General features: G+C 40.7%; 20 protein-coding genes. 4 read left to right on the top strand and 16 right to left on the bottom strand.

Translation table 11 applies throughout. The features are described from left to right. Positions 1-184 precede the first annotated feature (184 nt). From HMPREF2697_RS01200 to pbp2a, 5 genes are all read right to left on the bottom strand, one after another. Positions 185-673 (bottom strand): phosphatase PAP2 family protein, encoded by a 489-nt coding sequence (locus tag HMPREF2697_RS01200; protein WP_070849273.1) that lies wholly within the window; start codon positions 671-673, stop codon positions 185-187. A gap of 129 nt (positions 674-802) precedes the next feature. Next, positions 803-1,342, bottom strand: a complete 540-nt coding sequence (nusG, locus tag HMPREF2697_RS01195; RefSeq protein WP_002883644.1) for a transcription termination/antitermination protein NusG — start codon at positions 1,340-1,342, stop codon at positions 803-805. A gap of 200 nt (positions 1,343-1,542) precedes the next feature. Continuing rightward, entirely contained in the window at positions 1,543-1,719 is a 177-nt protein-coding gene (gene secE, locus HMPREF2697_RS01190) for a preprotein translocase subunit SecE (protein WP_002883656.1), read from the bottom strand. An 8-nt stretch (positions 1,720-1,727) separates the two neighbouring features. Further along, the gene (gene rpmG / locus HMPREF2697_RS10055) at positions 1,728-1,880 is read right to left on the bottom strand and encodes a 50S ribosomal protein L33 (RefSeq protein ID WP_002886472.1); all 153 of its coding nucleotides are present in this window, start codon (positions 1,878-1,880) and stop codon (positions 1,728-1,730) included. 48 nt (positions 1,881-1,928) lie between these two features. Then, positions 1,929-4,256: a penicillin-binding protein PBP2A gene (gene pbp2a / locus HMPREF2697_RS01185; RefSeq protein ID WP_070849270.1), complete on the bottom strand. Its 2,328-nt coding sequence runs from the start codon at positions 4,254-4,256 to the stop codon at positions 1,929-1,931. Between the two features lie 65 nt (positions 4,257-4,321). Between pbp2a and HMPREF2697_RS01180 the strand changes: the two genes are divergently transcribed. The 4 genes from HMPREF2697_RS01180 (at position 4,322) to HMPREF2697_RS01170 (ending at position 6,949) form a co-directional block, all read left to right on the top strand. Then, positions 4,322-5,191 carry an RluA family pseudouridine synthase gene (locus HMPREF2697_RS01180; protein ID WP_070849268.1) on the top strand — a complete coding sequence of 290 codons (870 nt, stop codon included), beginning with the start codon at positions 4,322-4,324 and terminating at the stop codon, positions 5,189-5,191. Between the two features lie 184 nt (positions 5,192-5,375). Then, positions 5,376-5,708: a TM2 domain-containing protein gene (locus HMPREF2697_RS01175; protein ID WP_013989998.1), complete on the top strand. Its 333-nt coding sequence runs from the start codon at positions 5,376-5,378 to the stop codon at positions 5,706-5,708. Further along, positions 5,708-6,013: a DUF2752 domain-containing protein gene (locus HMPREF2697_RS10050; RefSeq protein ID WP_073689661.1), complete on the top strand. Its 306-nt coding sequence runs from the start codon at positions 5,708-5,710 to the stop codon at positions 6,011-6,013. The genes HMPREF2697_RS01175 and HMPREF2697_RS10050 overlap by 1 nt, the downstream gene beginning before the upstream one ends. A gap of 90 nt (positions 6,014-6,103) precedes the next feature. Next, positions 6,104-6,949 (top strand): superinfection immunity protein, encoded by an 846-nt coding sequence (locus HMPREF2697_RS01170; protein ID WP_070849266.1) that lies wholly within the window; start codon positions 6,104-6,106, stop codon positions 6,947-6,949. An 83-nt stretch (positions 6,950-7,032) separates the two neighbouring features. Here the strand turns inward: HMPREF2697_RS01170 and groL are convergent, their stop codons facing one another. The 11 genes from groL to HMPREF2697_RS01115 form a co-directional block, all read right to left on the bottom strand. Then, on the bottom strand, positions 7,033-8,652 hold the full coding sequence (gene groL / locus HMPREF2697_RS01165) for a chaperonin GroEL (protein WP_070849264.1): 1,620 nt from the start codon (positions 8,650-8,652) through the stop codon (positions 7,033-7,035). A gap of 44 nt (positions 8,653-8,696) precedes the next feature. Then, positions 8,697-8,984, bottom strand: coding sequence for a co-chaperone GroES (groES, locus tag HMPREF2697_RS01160; protein WP_002883604.1), 288 nt, complete (start codon positions 8,982-8,984; stop codon positions 8,697-8,699). Between the two features lie 167 nt (positions 8,985-9,151). After that, on the bottom strand, positions 9,152-9,955 hold the full coding sequence (locus HMPREF2697_RS01155; RefSeq protein WP_002883592.1) for an ABC transporter ATP-binding protein: 804 nt from the start codon (positions 9,953-9,955) through the stop codon (positions 9,152-9,154). Beyond that, complete coding sequence (locus HMPREF2697_RS01150) at positions 9,955-11,895, bottom strand: ABC transporter substrate binding protein (RefSeq protein WP_070849261.1); 1,941 nt, start codon at positions 11,893-11,895, stop codon at positions 9,955-9,957. The genes HMPREF2697_RS01155 and HMPREF2697_RS01150 overlap by 1 nt, the downstream gene beginning before the upstream one ends. Positions 11,896-12,375: 480 nt before the next feature. Continuing rightward, complete coding sequence (locus tag HMPREF2697_RS01145; protein WP_104020717.1) at positions 12,376-14,238, bottom strand: proline--tRNA ligase; 1,863 nt, start codon at positions 14,236-14,238, stop codon at positions 12,376-12,378. A 70-nt stretch (positions 14,239-14,308) separates the two neighbouring features. Next, positions 14,309-15,571, bottom strand: coding sequence for an RIP metalloprotease RseP (gene rseP, locus HMPREF2697_RS01140; RefSeq protein ID WP_070849257.1), 1,263 nt, complete (start codon positions 15,569-15,571; stop codon positions 14,309-14,311). A gap of 16 nt (positions 15,572-15,587) precedes the next feature. Continuing rightward, positions 15,588-16,382, bottom strand: coding sequence for a phosphatidate cytidylyltransferase (locus HMPREF2697_RS01135; RefSeq protein ID WP_070579707.1), 795 nt, complete (start codon positions 16,380-16,382; stop codon positions 15,588-15,590). 12 nt (positions 16,383-16,394) lie between these two features. Continuing rightward, on the bottom strand, positions 16,395-17,144 hold the full coding sequence (locus tag HMPREF2697_RS01130) for an isoprenyl transferase (protein WP_002886457.1): 750 nt from the start codon (positions 17,142-17,144) through the stop codon (positions 16,395-16,397). Positions 17,145-17,272: 128 nt separating this feature from the next. Beyond that, positions 17,273-17,602: a preprotein translocase subunit YajC gene (locus HMPREF2697_RS01125; RefSeq protein ID WP_014633649.1), complete on the bottom strand. Its 330-nt coding sequence runs from the start codon at positions 17,600-17,602 to the stop codon at positions 17,273-17,275. A gap of 125 nt (positions 17,603-17,727) precedes the next feature. Then, positions 17,728-18,444, bottom strand: a complete 717-nt coding sequence (locus tag HMPREF2697_RS01120; protein WP_014633650.1) for a YebC/PmpR family DNA-binding transcriptional regulator — start codon at positions 18,442-18,444, stop codon at positions 17,728-17,730. A gap of 156 nt (positions 18,445-18,600) precedes the next feature. Continuing rightward, positions 18,601-20,178 (bottom strand): ATP-binding cassette domain-containing protein, encoded by a 1,578-nt coding sequence (locus tag HMPREF2697_RS01115; RefSeq protein WP_014633651.1) that lies wholly within the window; start codon positions 20,176-20,178, stop codon positions 18,601-18,603. Positions 20,179-20,273: the final 95 nt, after the last annotated feature.

The following is a 20,273-nucleotide window of genomic DNA, read 5'->3' as shown; positions in this document are numbered from 1 at the left end:
GTGGGAACAGCCTTTAATTGCCAACTCGAATTTTAGAACACATCTTATAACTAAGATAACATTTAGGGTGGGAACAGCCCTTAATTGCCAACTCGAATTTTAGAACAAAAGGAAAGGTGCCCTAGAGGTGCCTTTCCTTTTTCAACGAAAAAAGCCTTCCTCTCTCGAAGAAGACCCAAATTTTCTAAAGATAAAGAAGGAGACCTGTAAGAATCCCAATGGCATAGCCTGCCAAAACATCACTTGGATAGTGAACACCACCTAGCACGCGCAAAAAAGCTAGAGCGCCAGCCAGAAAAAGCATAGCCCCACCTAGCCAGGGGTTAAGCGTCAGTGCCAACATAGCAATGACAGTCGCTGAGAAAACATGCCGACTGGGAAAGGACTTGCCCAGACTGTCCTTCTTAATAAGGGGTTGAATAGCCCAGGTCTGGTATGGACGTGGTCGATTATAGAGGCTACGACCAAGAGAAAGAAGGAAAAAGCCTCCCCCCATAATAAGCACTGTCGTAGAGAGAACAAACCAACCATTCCTTAGCCAAACCCAAATAAGAAATATAGGAAAAAGCAGGTAAAAAGTCCTAGTTATAAGCTTGTTCAACCCTTCTAAAACCTTAGCGTAAGAACGCAAAGGAGCGCTAATCCTATCGTAAAATCGTTTGTAATTCATCATCATCCGTTAGAAAAAAAGGGAGTGACACAGAACTAAATTTCAAAAATCTAGCTTCTAGCCTCTCCCTCAAGTTTAATGAGATAGTCTTCCAAGGTTGAAGTCTCTTAGTCCAACCTCTTTTTGTCTATCTTAAAGTTCAGCGATTTGGTAAAGTTCAAGTTCAGCAGCTGTTTCTGAACCAAACATATTAATCATGATTTTAACCTTGTTGTTTTCAATTTCTACAACACGGCCTTCTTGACCCATAAAGGCACCATCGATGATTTGAACCACATCACCAACCTTGATATTAGTATCAAAGACATCAACTGTTTGACCCATTGAAATCAAGATTTGACGGATTTCTTCTTCCAAAAGTGGTGTTGGTTTAGAACGGTTACCGTGAGAACCAACGAAACCAGTAACGTTTGGAGTGTTACGGACAACGAACCATGCTTCGTCTGTCATTACCATCTCAACAAGAACGTAACCAGGGAAGCGGTTTTCTTCCACTTCTTTAACTTTACCGTTTTTCTCAACATTGACCGTTTGAGTTGGGATTTCAACACGCAAGATATTTTCAAGCATGTTATAAGTTTGTGCACGTTGCAAAAGGTTTTCTTTAACTTTGTTTTCGTATCCTGAATAGGTTTGAAGGACGAACCAGCCCTTGTCGAATGAATCTAGCATTTTAGGATTCCTTTCTTTTTTCTATATGACATTTAAACACCTTCGGCTAGCTATCTTCTAGATTCGAGTGTTAAATGTCAATAAATGTCTATGGTTTAATTCAAAGCGTAATAAAAAAGCCTGGTGGCCCTTGTTCTCGCTTTTATCTGCATTTATTATAACAAAAAAGAGCAGACATTCCCACTCTTTTTGTGTTTTCTTTAGAAAAAGTTAATCAGTGCTGACATAGCGCGACTCAACAATTCATCAAACGCATAGATGATGACAGTGAAGAACGCAGTATACTCAAGAACTGAAATAAAATCGTGCCAGCGTTGTTTACGGTCTGGCCAAGTCGTGTCTTTCAAGACTTTGAAAATACTTCCAGTTTGTCTCACGGTGTCTCCTATCTTGTTTCCTTATGCAAGGTGTATTTTTTACAATGTTTACAAAATTTGTTAACTTCTAGTCGTGTTGGTTTGGGAGTGCTACTCACATTAATTGAGTAGTTTCGGCTCCCACATTCAGCACACGCTAGGCTTGCTTTTTTCTGTGCCATAACGCCTCCGTTCTTTTTATCTTACCACTTTTAAATGCAATTGACAAGCTATCTGAATAGACCTGAGAAGGAGTCTGTAATCTTATCCCAAAGGCTGCTTGCTTGATCTTTAACGTCATTCACAACGTCTGATGCCTTGTCTGTCCATGACTTGTTACTGCTATTGCGCGAGTCATTTGGATCTGCCGTATAGTCTAGTGTTTGACCATCAGCTGCATAGGCATTTTCAACGGTAAACTCAGTACCTGGTGTATTTGGCAAAACATCCGCAGCGATGTAGCTGAAAATCGTCGAAGCTGTTCCCGAGCTAGCTCCTGTTAGGTAGTGACTCTCGTCAGTCTTATCAAAACCAATCCAGGTCGTCATAACCACATCAGGAGTATAACCAATCACCCACTGGTCGCTAGTCAAATCCTTGTTAAATTCAGCCTGAACAGTACCTGTCTTACCTGCCATCGTATAACCTGTGTAGTTGGCATTCACAGCGGAACCATTTGAGAAGGTACCAAGCATCATGCTGGTCATCTGGTTAGCTACTGACTGGCTGATAACACGTTTAGACTTCTTACTATGGGTAGCAATAATGTCACCACTGGCATTTTCAATTTTAGTGATGAAATAAGCCGTGTTCATCTCACCACCATTAGCAAAGGTCGCATATGCCTGAGCCATTTGAAGAGGACTGGCTGTCACACCACCACCAAGTGAAATCCCCAGTTCTTCTGGAACATTGTCAAAGTTGAGACCGAATTTTTGACCGTAACTGATCCCTTTTTGAATACCGATTTGATTAAATAGGTAAACTGCTGGGACATTGTAGGAGTTGGCCAAAGCTTGATACATGGGGATATCCTCTGTCTCAATATCACCATAGTTAGTTGGGGTATAGCCGTTGTAGTCGATTGGTTTATTAGGGAGATCCTTGTTGATACTCCACCCTGAAGCCAAGGCCGGGGCATAAACTACCAAAGGTTTGATGGTCGAACCAGGACTACGCTTACCTTGGGTTGCATAGTTGAAATTACGGAAGGTTGTATCACTGGTACCACCTACACGACCTACTAGACCACGGACCGCTCCAGTTGTTGGATCAAGTGCCACACTAGCGGACTGGGCTGTACTACCATCACTTTCTGATGTAGGGAAGAGATAAGTATTTTCGTAGGTTTGCTGCATGTTAGCTTGTGAGTTGGCATCCATCTCTGTGTAGATCTTGTAGCCATTTTTAACAATTTCATCCTCACTCAAGCCATAAGTTTTCGTAGCTTCTTCAATGACGGCATCGAAGTAAGACGGATACTTGTAGTCATCGCCAGTCCCTTGATAGGTATCATCCAGACGACTAGCCATATCAACTCCAGCCGCACTGTCGGCATCTGCCTGACTCAACTTCTTGTCATCAACCATGTTGGCGAGGACAGTGTTTCGACGGTTGGTCGCATTTTGGATATTATCGATTGGGTTGTAAATTTCAGGTCCCTTAAGCATACCAGCGAGGGTCGCTGCTTCATCAACGGTTAGATTGGCAGCACTTGTCCCGAAGTATTTTTGGCTGGCGTCTTCAACACCCCAAACCCCATTTCCGAAGTAGGCATTATTGAGGTACATAGTAAGGATTTCTTGCTTGCTGTATTTCTTAGTTAATTCCAAAGAGAGGAAGAATTCCTTGGCCTTACGAGTAACAGTCTGTTCTTGAGTCAAGAAGGCATTTTTAGCCAACTGTTGGGTAATGGTTGAACCACCACCAAAGCGCCCCATGGACACAATAGCCAGGAGGAATCGCTTGACGTTAACCCCGCTATTTTTATAGAAGGTACGGTCCTCAGTTGCTATGACAGCATTCTCCAAGCTATCACTAATAGCATCCAGCTCCACATAAGTCCCTTTTTGCCCTGACAAAGAACCAGCTTGATTGCCTTCTTTGTCATAGATAACCGTAGTGGCTTTCAAGGCATCTTGAAGGTCTGAAACATTGGTCGTCTTGGCAATATAGAAAAGATAGGAACCTACTGTCAGAACCAGCACAGCTAGCATGATAAAGAGAATTTTCCCAATATGATAGCGACGCCAGAAACGGCGAATAGGATTTCTTGGCGAAAGCGTAAACTTGCTCAAGAACGCCTGAACCTTACCTAAGGGTTTGGTGGTATCAATAGGTTTCTTTTGCTTAGAACGTTGATAACGTGACGTCTCTTTACTTTCCTGAGACATATCCAAGTCTTCAACGGCTTGTTCAACCTCATCAGGTTTCTTAGCGAACAATCCCTTTATCTTATCTTGTAAATCCTTCGATTTTCCAGCAGGCTGGGATTCCTTACCCTTTCCGCTAGTTTCTTCTTTAAAAAGTTTGTTTTTTAGATTATCAAAAAATGTCATAACCTTATTATACCAAGTTTTTACAGATTCTGTCCTCTTTTAAACGTTCATGATATAATGAAACCATGACTTTACACGTAGAAATTATCAATCCTTATCCTGCAACGACTGTCAAAGACTTGCTAGAAACTAAGCTCCTCATTCCTCGTAAGATTCGTCATTTCCTACGCACGAAAAAGCACGTCCTCATCAATGGAGAAGCTATTAATTGGCAGAGTCCTGTTGAAAAAGGCGATAAGATTAGCCTGACCTTTGACCGGGAGGACTACCCTGAAAAAATTATCCCTATGGGAAATGCTAATTTGATAGAGCCTCTCTACGAGGATCAACATCTCATCGTGGTCAATAAGCCTGAAGGAATGAAAACGCATGGTAACGAACCCACGGAAATTGCTCTACTTAACCATGTTTCAGCCTATTGTGGGCAAACCTGTTACGTCGTTCATCGACTAGACATGGAAACTAGTGGGGCTGTCCTCTTCGCAAAAAATCCGTTTATCCTGCCAATTCTCAACCGCCTCTTGGAAGATAAACTCATCCAACGTCAATACTGGGCATTGGCTGAAGGTAAATTCCAAACCAAGGAGACTGTGTACAATGACAAGATTGGACGCGACCGCCATGATCGTAGAAAACGGGTGGTTGATTCTAGAAAAGGGCAGGTTGCCTATACAACCGTCACACGCCTCAAAACCTTTAAAGGAGCTAGTCTGGTCAATTGCCAACTAAAAACCGGCCGGACCCACCAAATTCGTGTGCATCTGGCCCACCATGGACATGCCATTCTGGGAGACCCTCTTTATAGTCACCGAACCGCATCTCGACTCATGCTCCACGCCCACACTCTTAGTTTCACCCATCCCTTAACACTCGAAAAAATCACTGTTAAGGCGAATTCAGACAGTTTTGAACAAGGGTTGAGAAATCACAAATAATAGAAGTAGGCTCATTCTCAAGCATAGTGCGAAAGGATTATCCTTATGATCCTCTAGTTATGACACAGTGGAAGCTTGCAAATAAGTTACTTTTATTGACTTCAAAAACCTTGACCGCCTTGAATCTCCCTTTACAATATGTTATCCTTTACATATCATTTAAAATTTGAGGGGTATTTAATTTATGAATCCAGTCGATCAATGGATAACCATTAACGCCAAGTATTTCCCAACAGAACAAGTTCAGTACATCCGTCAACGTCTTGAAGCACTTCCTGAGCAACAACTTTCAATGCTTTACTCAATCAGCTTCCAAGATCCAACAATGTTGTTGATTATTTCACTTCTAGGTGGGACTCTTGGAATTGACCGCTTTCTATTAGGACAAATTGGTCTCGGTGTTGGTAAACTTTTGACGTGTGGTGGATGTGGTATCTGGTCAATCGTTGACTTATTCCTCATCATGGATGCTACTCGCCAATCAAACGCTCAAAAACTATTTGCAGTTATTGGCTAATGAAAAACTATTTCACACGCTTGTGGGCCTACCACCAGCGTTTTTTTAGATTATATCTCTTAGTTTTAGTGGCAGTTTATGGAGTCTACCTTTTACATCTTCCAACACCACTCAGTTTAATCCTAAGACCATTTGGCCTTAAAGCTTGGAGTGCCGGTCTAACACGCGCTAGTGTTAGACTCTTACACCTAGATTGGCAAGGAGCCTGGGACTATAATCCACTGATATATCCTCTAGTGGTCTATATCCTAACCTATTTCTTTCTCTTTCCCATCTTTAGTGATAAGAAGATTATAAGGAAATAAAGTAAAGACTCCCATTGTAGTCCCCTTACACTATTGCTATAATTGTAATTATCAACATTTTTATAATCAAGATATCTGGAGGTTATACACATGAAGCAACAAGATTGGATCGATTTTTTCCAAGCAGTTAATGGTCGTAATCCAAGTATTCAAGAAATGGCTGAAGCAGCTCAGAAAGGCGAGTTTGTCCGAGAAACTCCCAAACAAACTGTCGAAATAACAAAACCTGTCCCACAAAAAGACACTGTAGAAACTAAGCAAGACTCAGAAGGTGTTGAGCCTACAGAACCTGCACCATCAACAGAAGTTGTAGAAACTACCGAAAATGATGTTGACAGCTATGACGTCGCTGAAGAGCCACTCACTAACTCTACGGTAAACGAAGAAGGGACTTTTCAAGCGACTAACCTAGCTCAAGAAAATCAATCAAAGACCTTCCAGGAACAAGTTAAACCTGTTGTAGAAACAGCCAGTCAGACTATTCACCAATTTGCGAATCAAACTGGTGAAACTTTCCAACAAGCAGGTAAAAATCTAAACGAAACTTGGAAGAGGCCAGAAAAGAAATCCCAAACAAACCTCATCATGTTAGCCGTCGCTGATATTCCATTTATCATCTGGTCCCTCGGAATATATTTAATTGGAGTTGCTAGCGATGAAGTTGGGGCAACATTACCCTCAGCACTCTTCCTCCTAATTTTTTCTTTACCTTTTGTAGCACTTATTATCTTACCAGCCCTCCTTAATAAAACAGACAAGAAATGGCTAATCTTTGTCTTATCTATCCTCCTAAACTGGACATTCATCGGTTGGATCATCCTTCTTGTTGTTTCTATCAATATGAATAAGGAAGCAGATCGTATCAAGCAGCAACAAATGATGATGCAAATGGCAGGTCAACAAGGAAGTTCTGGTACATTTAACCCTTTTCAGTAATTAACAACAAATAATTGATAAAAAGAAAACCCAGAAAAAGTTTCTCTACTTTTCCTAGGTTTTTTCTTTTGCTTTTTAAACTCTTAGTAACCCATCATTCCTGGATCCATAGCTGGTGCTGCTGGAGCTTCTGGTTCAGGTTTGTTGGCAACGACTGCTTCAGTTGTCAAGATAAGACTAGCTACAGAAGCAGCATTTTGGAGGGCAGAACGTGTGACCTTAACAGGGTCGATAATTCCTGCTTCAACCATATCTACCCATTCACCGTTAGCAGCGTTAAAGCCTGTACCAACTGGGCTGTTCTTCAATTTATCGATGATAACTGAACCTTCATAACCAGCGTTATAAGCAATTTGACGAACTGGTTCTTCCAAGGCACGGAGGACAATGTTACGTCCTGTAGCGTCGTCACCTTCAAGATCAAGTTCAGCAACCTTAGCAATGACGTTAACAAGGGCTGTACCACCACCTGCTACGATACCTTCTTCAACAGCGGCACGAGTAGCGTTAAGGGCATCTTCGATACGAAGTTTCATTTCTTTAAGGGCTGTTTCAGTGGCCGCACCAACCTTAACAACTGCAACCCCACCTGACAATTTAGCCAAACGTTCTTGAAGTTTTTCACGGTCAAATTCAGATGTTGTTGTTTCCAATTGAGACTTGATGAGGTTAACACGGTTAGCAATCGCTTCTGTGCTTCCTGCACCTTCAACGATAACTGTGCTATCTTTATCCACAGTTACTTTCGAAGCTTGACCAAGTGCTGCCATAGTTGCATCCTTAAGTTCAAGACCAAGATCTTCAGTAATGACAGTTGCTCCTGTCAATACGGCAATGTCTTCCAACATCGCTTTACGACGGTCACCAAAGCCAGGCGCCTTAACAGCAACAACATTGAAAGTTCCACGAATCTTGTTAAGAACAAGTGTAGGAAGAGCTTCACCATCCACATCATCAGCAATAATCAAGAGTGGACGACTTGTCTTAAGCACTTCTTCCAAGAGTGGAAGGACATCTTGGATATTTGAAATTTTCTTGTCAGTCACAAGGATAAATGGATTATCAAGGTCAGCGACCATCTTTTCATTATCAGTAACCATGTACTGAGAAAGATAACCACGGTCAAACTGCATACCTTCAACCACTTCGAGTTCAGTCTCCATACCACGTGACTCTTCAATAGTGATAACACCGTCATTACCCACACGTTCCATAGCTTCTGAAATGTATTCACCAACTTTTTCAGAACGTGATGAAACCGCTGCGACTTGGGCAATAGCTTCTTTATTAGCAACTGGTTGTGCAATGGCTTTAAGCTCTTCCACGGCTGTAGCTACAGCTGCTTCAATCCCACGACGGATACCGATTGGATTAGCACCAGCCGTTACATTTTTAAGACCTTCACGGACGATAGCCTGTGTCAAAACAGTGGCTGTAGTTGTTCCGTCACCGGCAATATCATTAGTTTTTGAAGCCACTTCGCTGACAAGCTTAGCACCCATATTTTCAAAGTGATCTTCGAGTTCAATTTCTTTAGCAATTGTCACACCATCATTAGTGATAAGAGGTGAGCCAAAAGCTTTTTCCAAAACCACGTTACGACCTTTAGGACCAAGCGTTACCTTAACTGTATCAGCCAAAGTATCAACACCACGGACCATTGCTGCGCGTGCATCTGATGAAAATTTAATATCTTTTGCCATAGTTACTCCTTCTTTATCTTACTTTATATCTGATTAGCATAGACCTAGGCTAGGACCGCTAAAATATCTGCTTCACGGATAATTGAAACGGAATCATCTCCGTCTTTAACATTGACACCTGCACCATTTTCAACAAGAACTTTATCGCCTGCTGCAACACTAGGTGCAATCAATTCACCAGTAAGAGTACGGATTCCTTCACCTACTGCCAAAACCTCAGCAGTTTTTGTAGCTTCATGACTGGCTCCTGCCAATACAAAGCCACTAGCTGTTTTTTCTTCTGTTTCTTCAAAACGGACAACGATACGATCACCCAATGGTTTCAATGCCATACCAATTACCTCCAAATGTTATTTATTATTAGTAACGTGTGAAACGTTATTTTTAGCACTCATAAACCACGAGTGCTAATCCATATATTTATTTTAGCACTTGGTCAAAAATAGTCAAGAAAAAACTACCCAAAATCTGAACTTTGGATAGTTTCTTTTTTTGTTTGTTAACCGAGCACCAAGGCATCATCATTGAGGACTTGTCCACTATTTTTGTGGAAGAGGTCCATAAGTTCTGCAACAGTGAGATTTTTCTTTTCTTCACCTCGCACATCGACGACGATTTTACCATGATAGAGCATGACTAGACGGTTCCCATATTCGATAGCATGTTCCATATTATGGGTAATCATAAGAGTTGTCAATTCTTGTTCTTCAACAATCTTACGTGTCAAATTCATGACCATGTCACTTGTCTTAGGATCTAGTGCTGCTGTGTGTTCATCCAAAAGCAAGATTTTCGGACGCACTAAGGTTGCCATAGCAAGTGTCAAGGCCTGACGTTGTCCACCTGACAAGAAATTAGCATCGGTCTTCATACGATTCTCAAGACCAAGACCAAGATCTACCAAGGCTTCCTTGAAGACTTGACGTTCGCTTTCAGTGATAGACTTTTTAAAGAAGCTACGTTTCTTACCACGACGATAGGCAATAGCCATATTTTCTTCGATAGAAAGGTTTGTCGCTGTCCCCATTCGAGGATCTTGGAAAACACGACTAATATCTTTAGAGCGCTCATCTACAGATGCTTTCTTAATAGATTGCCCCTCCAACAAGATATCCCCCTCATCAATGCTAAGAACACCAGCAATTGAATTCATCAAGGTTGATTTACCAGCACCATTTCCCCCAATAACGGAGATAAAATCTCCCTGTTCAATGTCGAGATCCAAACCACGAAGGACGTGATTTTCATTGACCGTGCCTTTTTCAAAGGTTTTATGAATCTGTTGTAAACTAAGTAAAGCCATTACTTGTCACCTCCTGGAGTCAAGGATTTGTTAGGTCTGATTTTCAATTTTTGTCGTACTTCTGGCACATAAAGGATGATAGCAAGTAAGATGGCTGAAGCCAATTTCAACATCTGAGCATCAACATTCATGGCAAGGATAATAACCAAGACCAAACGGTAGAGAACAGCTCCTACAACAATTGACCAGAGGCGTTTGCCAAGCGGTAGATACTTGACGATAACCTCAGCCAAGATGATTGCAGCCAAGCCATTTACGATTGTACCAGTACCCATATTCATATCCGCATAGCCATTGTTTTGAGCTAGGAGGGCACCTGATAGGGCAATCAAACCATTGGAAATCATATAGCCAAGAATCTTCATACGGTCAACCTTGATACCATTAGCTTCACCCATGGCAAGGTTATCACCTGTTGCACGAAGAGCAAGTCCAACCTGTGTATTAAGGAGAATAACCAACATAAGTACTACCAGACTAACAAAAATCAGTCCTAATAGAATCACACCATTCAGCTTAGATAGACCAAGATCCATCACCATAGTCACAAGCGTGTTATGTCCTGAAAGAGAGACATTGGCACTGCCAAGAACCAAAAGGTTAACTGAATAGAGCCCTGTTAAGGTAATAATCCCTGTTAAGAGTGCTGGTATCTTCATTTTCGTATGCATAAAGCCAGACACCGCTCCAGCAAGCATACCAGCTACAAAACCACCTAGAGTCGCAAAGATTGGGTTAATCCCACGGATAATCATGATAGTTGTCGTAGCAGCACCAAGTGGGAAGGCCCCCTCAGCTGTCAAATCAGCAAGGTCCAAAATACGGAAGGTAATGAAGACCCCAATAGCCATAATAGCCCAGAGAAGCCCCTGAGAAATGGCTGTTAGCACCACATTTGAAAATCCTTTTTTAGAAGACTTATTGACCTTAAGCTTAATGACACCCTTATCTTTTTTAGCAATTGGTTTGTCATCTTGTGTTGATGCTTTAGATTCCTCGTCACTAATGCTAGAAACATCAATACCAAGTTCTTTAGCCATGTCATGGTTTACTACAACATTAAGTGTTTTAGGATACTCGGCATCGACATCCTTGATCTTCTCACCTCGGAGAACACGGCCTGCCAACTTACCTGTTTGACGTCCAAGCGCTTCATAGTTGGTTCCATAAGTGAATAGGACACCTTTTTCTACACTACCAGCGTCACTACCAACAACTGGAACCTTAGTCTCTTTAGAAAGATCTACCAAGGTATTAATAGCACTAACAATGGTATTATCAGTTGGGATGAAGATGACTTCGGTCTGACTCATCAAGCTCTTGGCTGTATCTTGGATATCATTGGTTGATGAAATTCCTTTGATAACCGTTTCAATACCAGCTTCCTTGAAGTATTTCTTGGCTTCTTCAACCTGAACTTCTGAGTTACGCTCACTGGTCGTGTACATAATCCCAACTTTTTTAGTGTTTGGAAGGACCTTTTTCAACAACTCAACTTGTTTGTTGATTGGTGACATGTCGCTTGTCCCTGTCACATTTCCTCCAACATTGTCCATAGACTTAACCAATTTAGCTGAAACTGGATCTGTAACAGCTGTAAAGAGAATTGGCTTGTCCTTTGTCAAACTACTCAAAGACTGGGCTGCTGGAGTTGCGATAGCCAACATGACATCATTATCTTCAATAAGCGACTGAGAAATCGTCTGCAAGTTAGACTGATCTCCTTGTGCATTCTGATAATCGATTTTGATGTTCTTACCGTCGACGTAACCTTCCTCTTTAAGTTCTTCAATGAACCCTTTACGGGTCGCTGACAAGGAAGGATGTTCCACATATTGGAGCACACCGACGTGAACCAAATCTTTATTAGAAGCATTGGAACATGCTACTAAGAGGACAGCTGTGATAACAGCCATCATACTGACCAAGAATTTCTTCATCTTGTATACCTCTATTTTTATTCTATCTATTTCCAATTTTCTGTCATCTTTTTTCCGAGATGATAGAGTCAAAAGAAAATTAAAAATAGACCACGGTATGAAAAAAACCAGTTAGGACAGGCCCAACTGGTTTTATGCATCTTGACTAGCACAGGCTAGCTTATGTCACCGGTTAGACCTATTCATCTAATCGGCTAATCCATCACAAAATGCTTTAGCTTCATAGATACAAACTGACTGACGCTTGTATCCTGAAACACAAACGTCCTATCTAAAGAAACTAAAGTAATAAAAAGCTTTAAGATTTCCCAAATGGGTCGCTTTGTTAAGCATGTGATGCCTCCGTAGTTATGATAGTTTTAAGTTTACACTATTTAGACAATTCTGTCAAATTGGAATTTACTCTCTTTTCTCTCAATTTATCATTGTCACTACAAAAGAAAAATCTCTTCTTGCTCCTGCAAGAAAAGATTTTTTATATTAAGCATTTTGTTCTGTTGTTAAGATAGCAAGTGTCTCAATCAAGTTATCGGCATTAACTTCAATAGTATCACCTGTTGCCTTGATTTTAACTTCGACAACACCTTCGCTGGCTTTTTTACCAACTGTCACACGGATCGGAAGTCCGATAAGGTCACTGTCAGAGAATTTAGAACCAACACGCTCATTACGATCATCTGTCAAGACATCATAGCCTTCAGCCATAAGAGCAGCTTCCAAACGTTCTGTCAAAGCATTGGCTTCCTCATCCTTAGTGTTAACTGTAATCAAGTGAACATCATACGGAGCCAATTCTTTAGGGAAGTTAATTCCCCATGCATAGCGGTATTGACCTTTTGGTGTCTTGTTAACAAAGAGACGTGCATGTTGTTCGATTACAGCTGACAAGATACGGCTAACACCGATACCGTAACATCCCATAATGATTGGAACAGCACGGCCATTTTCATCAAGAACATTAGCCCCCATACTTTCAGAGTAACGTGTCCCAAGTTTAAAGATATGACCAATCTCGATACCACGCGCAAACTGAAGGACACCTTGACCATCTGGTGAAATTTCACCCTCTTTAACTTCACGAATATCCACGTATTCTGCCTTGAAGTCACGCTCTGGGTTAACCCCTGTCAAGTGGTAACCATCTTCATTGGCTCCAACGACCGCATTAGCCACGTCTTGAACCTTACGGTCCGCAACGATACGAACATTTTCAGGAAGGTTAACTGGACCAAGAGAACCGAAGTTAGCGCCAAAGACTTGACGTGCTTCATCTTCTGTAGCTGGTTCAAGGAAATCAGCAGCAAGGTAGTTTTTCAACTTCACATCGTTAACCTGATCATTACCGACAAGAAGAGCCACCACTGGTTCATCATCTGCAATGAAAAGCAAAGTCTTGATGGTTTGTTCTTCTGGAACATTCAAGAAAGCAGCAACTTCATCAATTGACTTGCAATCTGGTGTTTCAACACGAGTCACTTCTTCTTGAGTCACAACCTTAGTCGCTGGTGTGTAAGCGTTTGTTGCCATCTCAAGGTTAGCTGCATAACTTGACTCTGTAGAGTAGGCAATTGTGTCTTCACCAGATACCAACCATGATGTCAATTCTTTCTTGATTTCTTCCATGACATCTTCTGGGATCTCATCCAATGAAGCAATTGACTTGTCAAGAACTACCCAACGGTTGAGATCTGTACGCTCAGGAGTGACCGCCATGAATTCTTGAGAATCCTTACCACCCATGGCGCCACCATCACCGATGATACCCTTAAATTCAAGGCCAGCACGTGTAAAGATAGCCTCATAAGCTTTACGGTAGTCTTCATAGGTTACATCCAAATCTTCATAGTTTTGGTGGAAACTATAGGCATCCTTCATGATAAATTCACGTGTACGAAGAAGACCATTACGAGGACGTTTTTCATCACGGTATTTTGATTGGATTTGGTAGAGATTAAGTGGCAATTGTTTGTATGATTTAACCGCATCACGAACCAAGGCTGTAAACGTTTCTTCGTGAGTTGGACCGAGGATAAAGTCAGATTTATCACGGTTTTTAAGTTTATAAAGGTCTTCACCGTAAGTTTCATAACGGCCTGACTCACGCCACAAATCTGCTGTCAAAAGCGCTGGCGCCAACATTTCAACCGCACCGATTTTTTCAAACTCCTCACGCATGATGGTTTTGAATTTCTCGATAGCACGATTTGCCAATGGCATATAAGCATAAATACCAGCAGAAACCTGACGCACGTAACCCGCACGTACCATAAGGGCATGACTGATAACTTGAGCATCACTTGGCATTTCACGAAGTGTTGGAATCAACATTTTACTTTGTTTCATCATTTACATACTAAGGAGGCTGGCCCTTGGCTCAAGTCCCTTAGACTTCCTTTCGTTTCTTTGTTTCTAATTAAAAGAAAGCACGCATAATATCATTCCAAGTGACTGCAATCATAAGAACAACCATGATAGCAACACCTGCAAGTGTAATATAGCTTTCAATTTCTTGATTAAGTGGTTTACGACGAATGGCTTCAATAATATTCATAACAATTTTTCCACCGTCAAGGGCTGGAATTGGGATAAGATTGAAAATTCCCAGGTTAATTGAGAGCATCCCCATAAGGTTAAGAATGGAAATCAAGCCATTTTCTGAAGCCTGGGCAGACATCTGGAACATAGCAACCGGTCCACCAAGTTTATTCAAACTAAAGTTGGTGATAAGCCCTTTAAGTGCTACGAGAATTTTGAAGGCCCCTTCCCAAGCCATTTGGAAACCACCAAAAATCTTATCTTTAAGACCTGTTTTTAAAGCAGGAGAAATACCCAAAAAGTAGCTACCTTGGTTCTCCTGAGGTTTAACAGAGATTGTTTCTTCCTGACCGTTACTTCTCTTAACTGTCACAGAAAGGCTGTCACCTTTGGAGAATTTTTGGGTATTCTCTGTCAATGCTTCCTTCAAGCTGTCCCAATCAGTAACCTTGTCCTTATTGATAGCCTCGATGGCATCACCATTTTTCAAGCCTGCCACCTGAGCAGCGCCTCCATCGGCTACCTGGATACGGTTGGTCGATATATCTTGAACACCACCCTGAACAAAGGCTAAGATAATAAAGACAAGCACCCCAAGAATGAAGTTATTCATAGGACCAGCAAAGTTGGTCATTAAACGTCCCCAAATGCTTGCATTTTGATATTGGACATCCTTAGGAGCGATACGAAGTTCTGTACCATCCTCCTCAACGATAGTGGCATCATGATCAACCTCATAGGTCTTGGTCTCATCTAGGACTAGACCTGTAATGGTTAACTTATCCTCCAAATCATAGGCAGTGACGTTCATAGGTAAAGCCGTCTGATCAATCTGGCGATCCGAAAGGTTGATACGTCTTACCTTACCATCTGATCCAATCGTTAGACTGGCAGGGCTACCTGTTTTAATCTCAGTTGTATCTTCACCCCAACCAGCCATACGGACATAACCACCCAAAGGGAGGATACGGATAGTATAAACGGTACCATCCTTACCTGTATGTGCAAAAATTTTCGGTCCCATACCAATGGCAAATTCACGAACCAAAATCCCTGAGCGTTTGGCGAAAAAGAAATGACCAAACTCATGGAAGACGACAATCACACAGAAAATCAGTAAAAAGGTAATAATAGCTTTCATCTAGACACCTCCACTCTTAAAAAAGTCCTAGGAAGTGCATGATTGGGAAAACGAAGATCCAGCTATCACAACGGTCCAAAATACCACCATGCCCAGGAATAAGATTGCCTGAGTCTTTAACGCCAAAGTGACGTTTAATAGCTGATTCAACCAAATCACCAAATTGACCAAAGATACTAAAGAGAATCGTACAGATAAGCAACCAGAAGAAGTTATGAGGGGCATAAACGCTGTGGTTAATCAAACCAAAGATAAGAGCTACAATGATTGCGGATAAGATACCTCCGACACTGCCTTCAATAGTCTTATTTGGTGATACTTTTGGCAATAGCTTATTCTGACCAAATTGACGACCAAAGAGGTAAGCTCCAATATCTGTTGCCCAAACAATAAAAAGGGCAAAGAGAACTTTTTCCCAACTATCCAAACGTGCCGCAATGAGATTTTGGAAACCAAAACCAACATAAAAGGCAGATGCGATTGGATAAGCTGCATCATCAAAAGAATAATGGTCGCTATTAAGGACTGTCCCCGCTAGAATCAAAAATGAAATAACAGCGAAACCTGTCACACTAGCATTTGTTGGAAGACTGATAAAATACTGATCAATCGGCACAGCCAAGATAAAGGCTGCCACCATTGATAAAATACCCTCGATAGAGAAAATCTCCAAGTGCTTCATACGAAGCATCTCAGACACTGCAACCATGGCCATAGCTCCAACCAAAAGTTGGAAAGGAAGACCACCGATAAAGAGCAATGGGAGGAAAATGGCTGCTGCCACACCCCCACCAATTAAACGTTCTTGCATGAGAGGTCCTTTCTAGACACCACCGAAGCGACGGTGACGTTTATTGTAGTCAGAGATGGCTTGACGTAGCCCTTGCTGGTCAAAGTCTGGCCAGAAAACATCTGTGAAGTAAAACTCACTATAGGCAGATTGCCAAGGCAAGAAGTTACTTAGACGAAGCTCGCCACTCGTACGGATAATCAAATCTGGATCACGGTAGAGGTAAGGCAATTTATCCGTCATCAAATGCTTAGCAATGAGATCTTCATCAATAGCTTCAGGACTGAGTTTGCCTGCTTCAACCTCTTTAGCAATCGCTTGAACTGCAGATACAATCTCCGCACGACCACCATAGTTCAGTGCAAAGTTGAGAACCAAACCGGAATTATGTTTTGTCTGCTCAACTGCCTTTTCAAGAGCATCTAAGGTTTCCTTAGGCAGACGACTGTTATCTCCGATTGTCAAAATACGAACATTGTTTTTGTCTAATTCTGGTACATATTTGTTAAAGAATTCAACTGGCAAATTCATGATGAATTTCACTTCATCTTGTGGGCGTGACCAGTTTTCAGTTGAGAAGGCATAAACTGTTAATACCTTAACTCCAAGTTGTGATGCTTCGATAGTTACCTTTTGCAAGGCATCCATCCCAGCCTTATGCCCCATCACACGTGGTTGTAGACGTTTTTTAGCCCAACGGCCATTTCCATCCATAATAATACCGATATGGTTGGGAATATTGTCTAGAACCTCTTGATGAGATTTTTTTCTAAATTTAAACATGGAATATCCTCTAAATATAGTTTACCCTTTATTTTACCACATTTTCAGGGGTTCTGAACAGCTTTTAATACCGATAAGATTAGAAAACGCAAAAAGACCAGGATTTAACCTAGTCTCAAATACATATCTTACTTTTCATCAGCAGACTCAATTGCTGAATCTTCTTCGATAATTGTCTTTTTAGTTGTTTCTGTAGTTGGTGCTGGTGTGATCACTTTCATGATTGAACGACTCAAATCAAATGTCAAGAAGACACCTTCTGCATCCAAAACAATACGGTTATTTTCTTTGTCAATCTCATCGACAATAGCAATCAAACCACCGATTGTTTCAACCTCAGCACCCTTAGCAAGACCTGCAAAACGATCTTCCTGTGCCTTTGCTTGGCGACGACGGCTGAAAGCCACATAAGCAACAATTGCGACCACATAAATGGCCAAAACTAGCATCATATTCATATTTCGTATTCCTCCAATAATTCACTTGGCTACTACTATATCAGATTAAGGCAGGACAAGCAAGACAAATCCTTAGACAGACCACATAAAAACACTTTCCTTATGACGGAAAGTGCTGAATGAGATTACATATCTGCTACGTTGTGATATACCTTTTGAACATCATCGTCTGCTTCAAGCGCATCAATAAGTCCTTCGAAAACTTCAAGGTCTTCACCTTCAAGAGTAACCTCAGTTTGTGGAATCATTTCAAGTTCAGTTACTTGGAACTCTTCTTGTCCGTTAGCACGGAGAGCTTCCAAAGCTTTGTGAAGAGCTGTTGGCTCAGTATAAACAGTGATAGTACCATCTTCTGCTTCCACATCTTCAACTTCTACATCTGCTTCAAGCAATTGTTCAAAGATAGCATCTGCATCTTCACCTGCAAATACGATAACACCTTTTTTATCAAACATGTATGAAACAGAACCTGAAGCACCCATGTTACCACCGTTTTTACCAAAGGCAGTACGTACGTTAGCAGCTGTACGGTTAACGTTTGAAGTCAAAGTATCTACGATAATCATAGAACCATTTGGTCCAAAACCTTCATAACGTCCTTCAACGAAAGTTTCATCAGTGTTACCTTTAGCCTTATCAATGGCCTTATCAATAACGTGTTTTGGCACTTGCGCTTGTTTAGCACGCTCCAAAACAAATTTCAAAGCTGAGTTTGATTCTGGATCTGGTTCACCTTGTTTAGCAGCCACATAAATTTCGACACCAAACTTAGCGTAAACCTTAGAGTTTGCACCATCTTTAGCAGTTTTCTTAGCAACGATATTAGCCCATTTACGTCCCATGGGATTCACCTCTTCTAAGAGATTTGTATCTCTGATTTGTTTTTTCTTTTTTTGAAAATAGCAAAGCTTGCTAAATTCACAATCCCTTACATTATAGCACTTTGACTGCCGTTAGTAAAATTGAAATAAATCCTAAACATTTATCATATGAAACATTTACTCAGTGGCCTCTCCCAAACGAATAATCTTATCAAAATATGCTTCATTTTCCTTTATAAGATGGTGGGTAACCGTGATATAAGTGATATTGGGATTGCTTAATAATAGGTGCTCAATACGAGTAGCGTTATTATGGTCAAGATTGGCAGTTGCTTCATCAAAAATCACAACAGAACTTCCTTTTAAAAACGCTCTTATCAGGCCTATTCTTTGTTTTTGACCCTCCGAAAAGCTACCGTCGCTTACTTGCTCATCTATACGGTTTAAGAAAGATAAAAGATTAACTCTTTCAAGAACTTTCTTGATTTGTGTATCAGTAATAGCTTCATTCCAAAGGGTTAAATTGTTCCTCAAGGTATCATTATAGATATGAGTTTGACTCCCAACATAGGCACATTCAGACACGATTGAGTTCTCATCAATCTCTTTTGACTCCAATTTTCCAAACAAGATTTTTCCCTCGTAATCTTTAAGATTGCCTAGGAATATATTAAGCAGGGTTGACTTCCCACTACCTGAGCATCCAGTAATAGCATACTTGCCTCCTTTTTTAAAGGTTTGGGTGAATCCCTCAAAAATAGCCTTATCTCCAAAATGATAACTTACATTCTCAAAACGAACATCCTGAATAGTCGCTATGCAAGTCTTTGGACCCTCTGGAAAATCGTGAAATTTTTTTAAGATAGGATCGACAGACTTAATGGTCACTTGCAGCTGATTAATAGTGGATAGAGAGTTAAAAATATTACCTGATATCTGTCCTACCGAGGCAATGGTTCCAACAGTAATATTTCCAAAAATAATTAACAAACCAGTTAGAAGAAGTATCAACATCTGGGCGATAACTGAAAATAAAGCCATCAGTGTCTCAGTGCTAGTCTTTCTTTTTGTAAAAATAATTTTTTGTACAATATATTTCTCAACAATGGACCTCACTTGTCTAAGAAATATCTGTTTACGACTAGCGTAATAAACATCCGCATATCCATATAACTGATCGCTTATTCCAGAAACAAGCTCCTCATTCGCTTTGGAAAATATCTCCATTGATTTCTGCATTTTATTGGTAAATGGTTTGGGAAGATAAGTCAGACATAAAGTTAAAAAAATGGCTAACAGAACAATTCTTACATCATAACTTAATAAGGCAATAATTGAAAACAAAGTTGTGAATACTGTTGAACAAAGGGTATAAATACTTGTAAAGCCATTTGATTCAATCAATTGGATATCATTATTTAATACTGAGAGATGCTCTCCAATATCAGTCTTTCTGAATTCACTAAAAGAATGGTGAATAATTTTACTAAGATAAGACTGACGAATAGACAAAGTCATTTTTTGGATTAATTTTGTTTGATGTACAGCAATAATGTAATTCAAAACTAAATAAATAACGTAAAGCCCCACCTCTAGACCTAATAGAGCTAAAAAAGATTGGATTCGCTTCGATACCAGCTGATTCGTCATTAAAGCTAAGGTTACCGAGGCACTTACAAAAATAGCAGCATTCAGTGCTAACAGTAAGATATGAACTAAATTGTCATACTTGTATTTAAGAATATAGGTTCTCATAGATTTCCTCACAATCTAAATCACCTTGGTATATAATCAGTTGGATAAATTGAAGACATTGGAATACCATATATCCATTGAAAATTAAAAACCAT

It is taken from the genome of Streptococcus sp. HMSC064D12 (assembly GCF_001837205.1).
Classification (GTDB): Bacteria; Bacillota; Bacilli; order Lactobacillales; family Streptococcaceae; genus Streptococcus; species Streptococcus salivarius_D.
This window is presented reverse-complemented; position numbering and strand designations above follow the sequence as displayed.

What these genes read in the sequence shown, in the direction of transcription:
- HMPREF2697_RS01200 (WP_070849273.1), bottom strand. Translation starts at nt 673, where the DNA reads ATGATGAATTACAAACGATTTTACGATAGGATTAGCGCTCCTTTGCGT.
- nusG (WP_002883644.1), bottom strand. Translation starts at nt 1,342, where the DNA reads ATGCTAGATTCATTCGACAAGGGCTGGTTCGTCCTTCAAACCTATTCA.
- rpmG (WP_002886472.1), bottom strand. Translation starts at nt 1,880, where the DNA reads ATGGCACAGAAAAAAGCAAGCCTAGCGTGTGCTGAATGTGGGAGCCGA.
- pbp2a (WP_070849270.1), bottom strand. Translation starts at nt 4,256, where the DNA reads ATGACATTTTTTGATAATCTAAAAAACAAACTTTTTAAAGAAGAAACT.
- HMPREF2697_RS01180 (WP_070849268.1), top strand. Translation starts at nt 4,322, where the DNA reads ATGACTTTACACGTAGAAATTATCAATCCTTATCCTGCAACGACTGTC.
- HMPREF2697_RS01175 (WP_013989998.1), top strand. Translation starts at nt 5,376, where the DNA reads ATGAATCCAGTCGATCAATGGATAACCATTAACGCCAAGTATTTCCCA.
- HMPREF2697_RS10050 (WP_073689661.1), top strand. Translation starts at nt 5,708, where the DNA reads ATGAAAAACTATTTCACACGCTTGTGGGCCTACCACCAGCGTTTTTTT.
- HMPREF2697_RS01170 (WP_070849266.1), top strand. Translation starts at nt 6,104, where the DNA reads ATGAAGCAACAAGATTGGATCGATTTTTTCCAAGCAGTTAATGGTCGT.
- groL (WP_070849264.1), bottom strand. Translation starts at nt 8,652, where the DNA reads ATGGCAAAAGATATTAAATTTTCATCAGATGCACGCGCAGCAATGGTC.
- groES (WP_002883604.1), bottom strand. Translation starts at nt 8,984, where the DNA reads ATGGCATTGAAACCATTGGGTGATCGTATCGTTGTCCGTTTTGAAGAA.
- HMPREF2697_RS01155 (WP_002883592.1), bottom strand. Translation starts at nt 9,955, where the DNA reads ATGGCTTTACTTAGTTTACAACAGATTCATAAAACCTTTGAAAAAGGC.
- HMPREF2697_RS01150 (WP_070849261.1), bottom strand. Translation starts at nt 11,895, where the DNA reads ATGAAGAAATTCTTGGTCAGTATGATGGCTGTTATCACAGCTGTCCTC.
- HMPREF2697_RS01145 (WP_104020717.1), bottom strand. Translation starts at nt 14,238, where the DNA reads ATGAAACAAAGTAAAATGTTGATTCCAACACTTCGTGAAATGCCAAGT.
- rseP (WP_070849257.1), bottom strand. Translation starts at nt 15,571, where the DNA reads ATGAAAGCTATTATTACCTTTTTACTGATTTTCTGTGTGATTGTCGTC.
- HMPREF2697_RS01135 (WP_070579707.1), bottom strand. Translation starts at nt 16,382, where the DNA reads ATGCAAGAACGTTTAATTGGTGGGGGTGTGGCAGCAGCCATTTTCCTC.
- HMPREF2697_RS01130 (WP_002886457.1), bottom strand. Translation starts at nt 17,144, where the DNA reads ATGTTTAAATTTAGAAAAAAATCTCATCAAGAGGTTCTAGACAATATT.
- HMPREF2697_RS01125 (WP_014633649.1), bottom strand. Translation starts at nt 17,602, where the DNA reads ATGAATATGATGCTAGTTTTGGCCATTTATGTGGTCGCAATTGTTGCT.
- HMPREF2697_RS01120 (WP_014633650.1), bottom strand. Translation starts at nt 18,444, where the DNA reads ATGGGACGTAAATGGGCTAATATCGTTGCTAAGAAAACTGCTAAAGAT.
- HMPREF2697_RS01115 (WP_014633651.1), bottom strand. Translation starts at nt 20,178, where the DNA reads ATGAGAACCTATATTCTTAAATACAAGTATGACAATTTAGTTCATATC.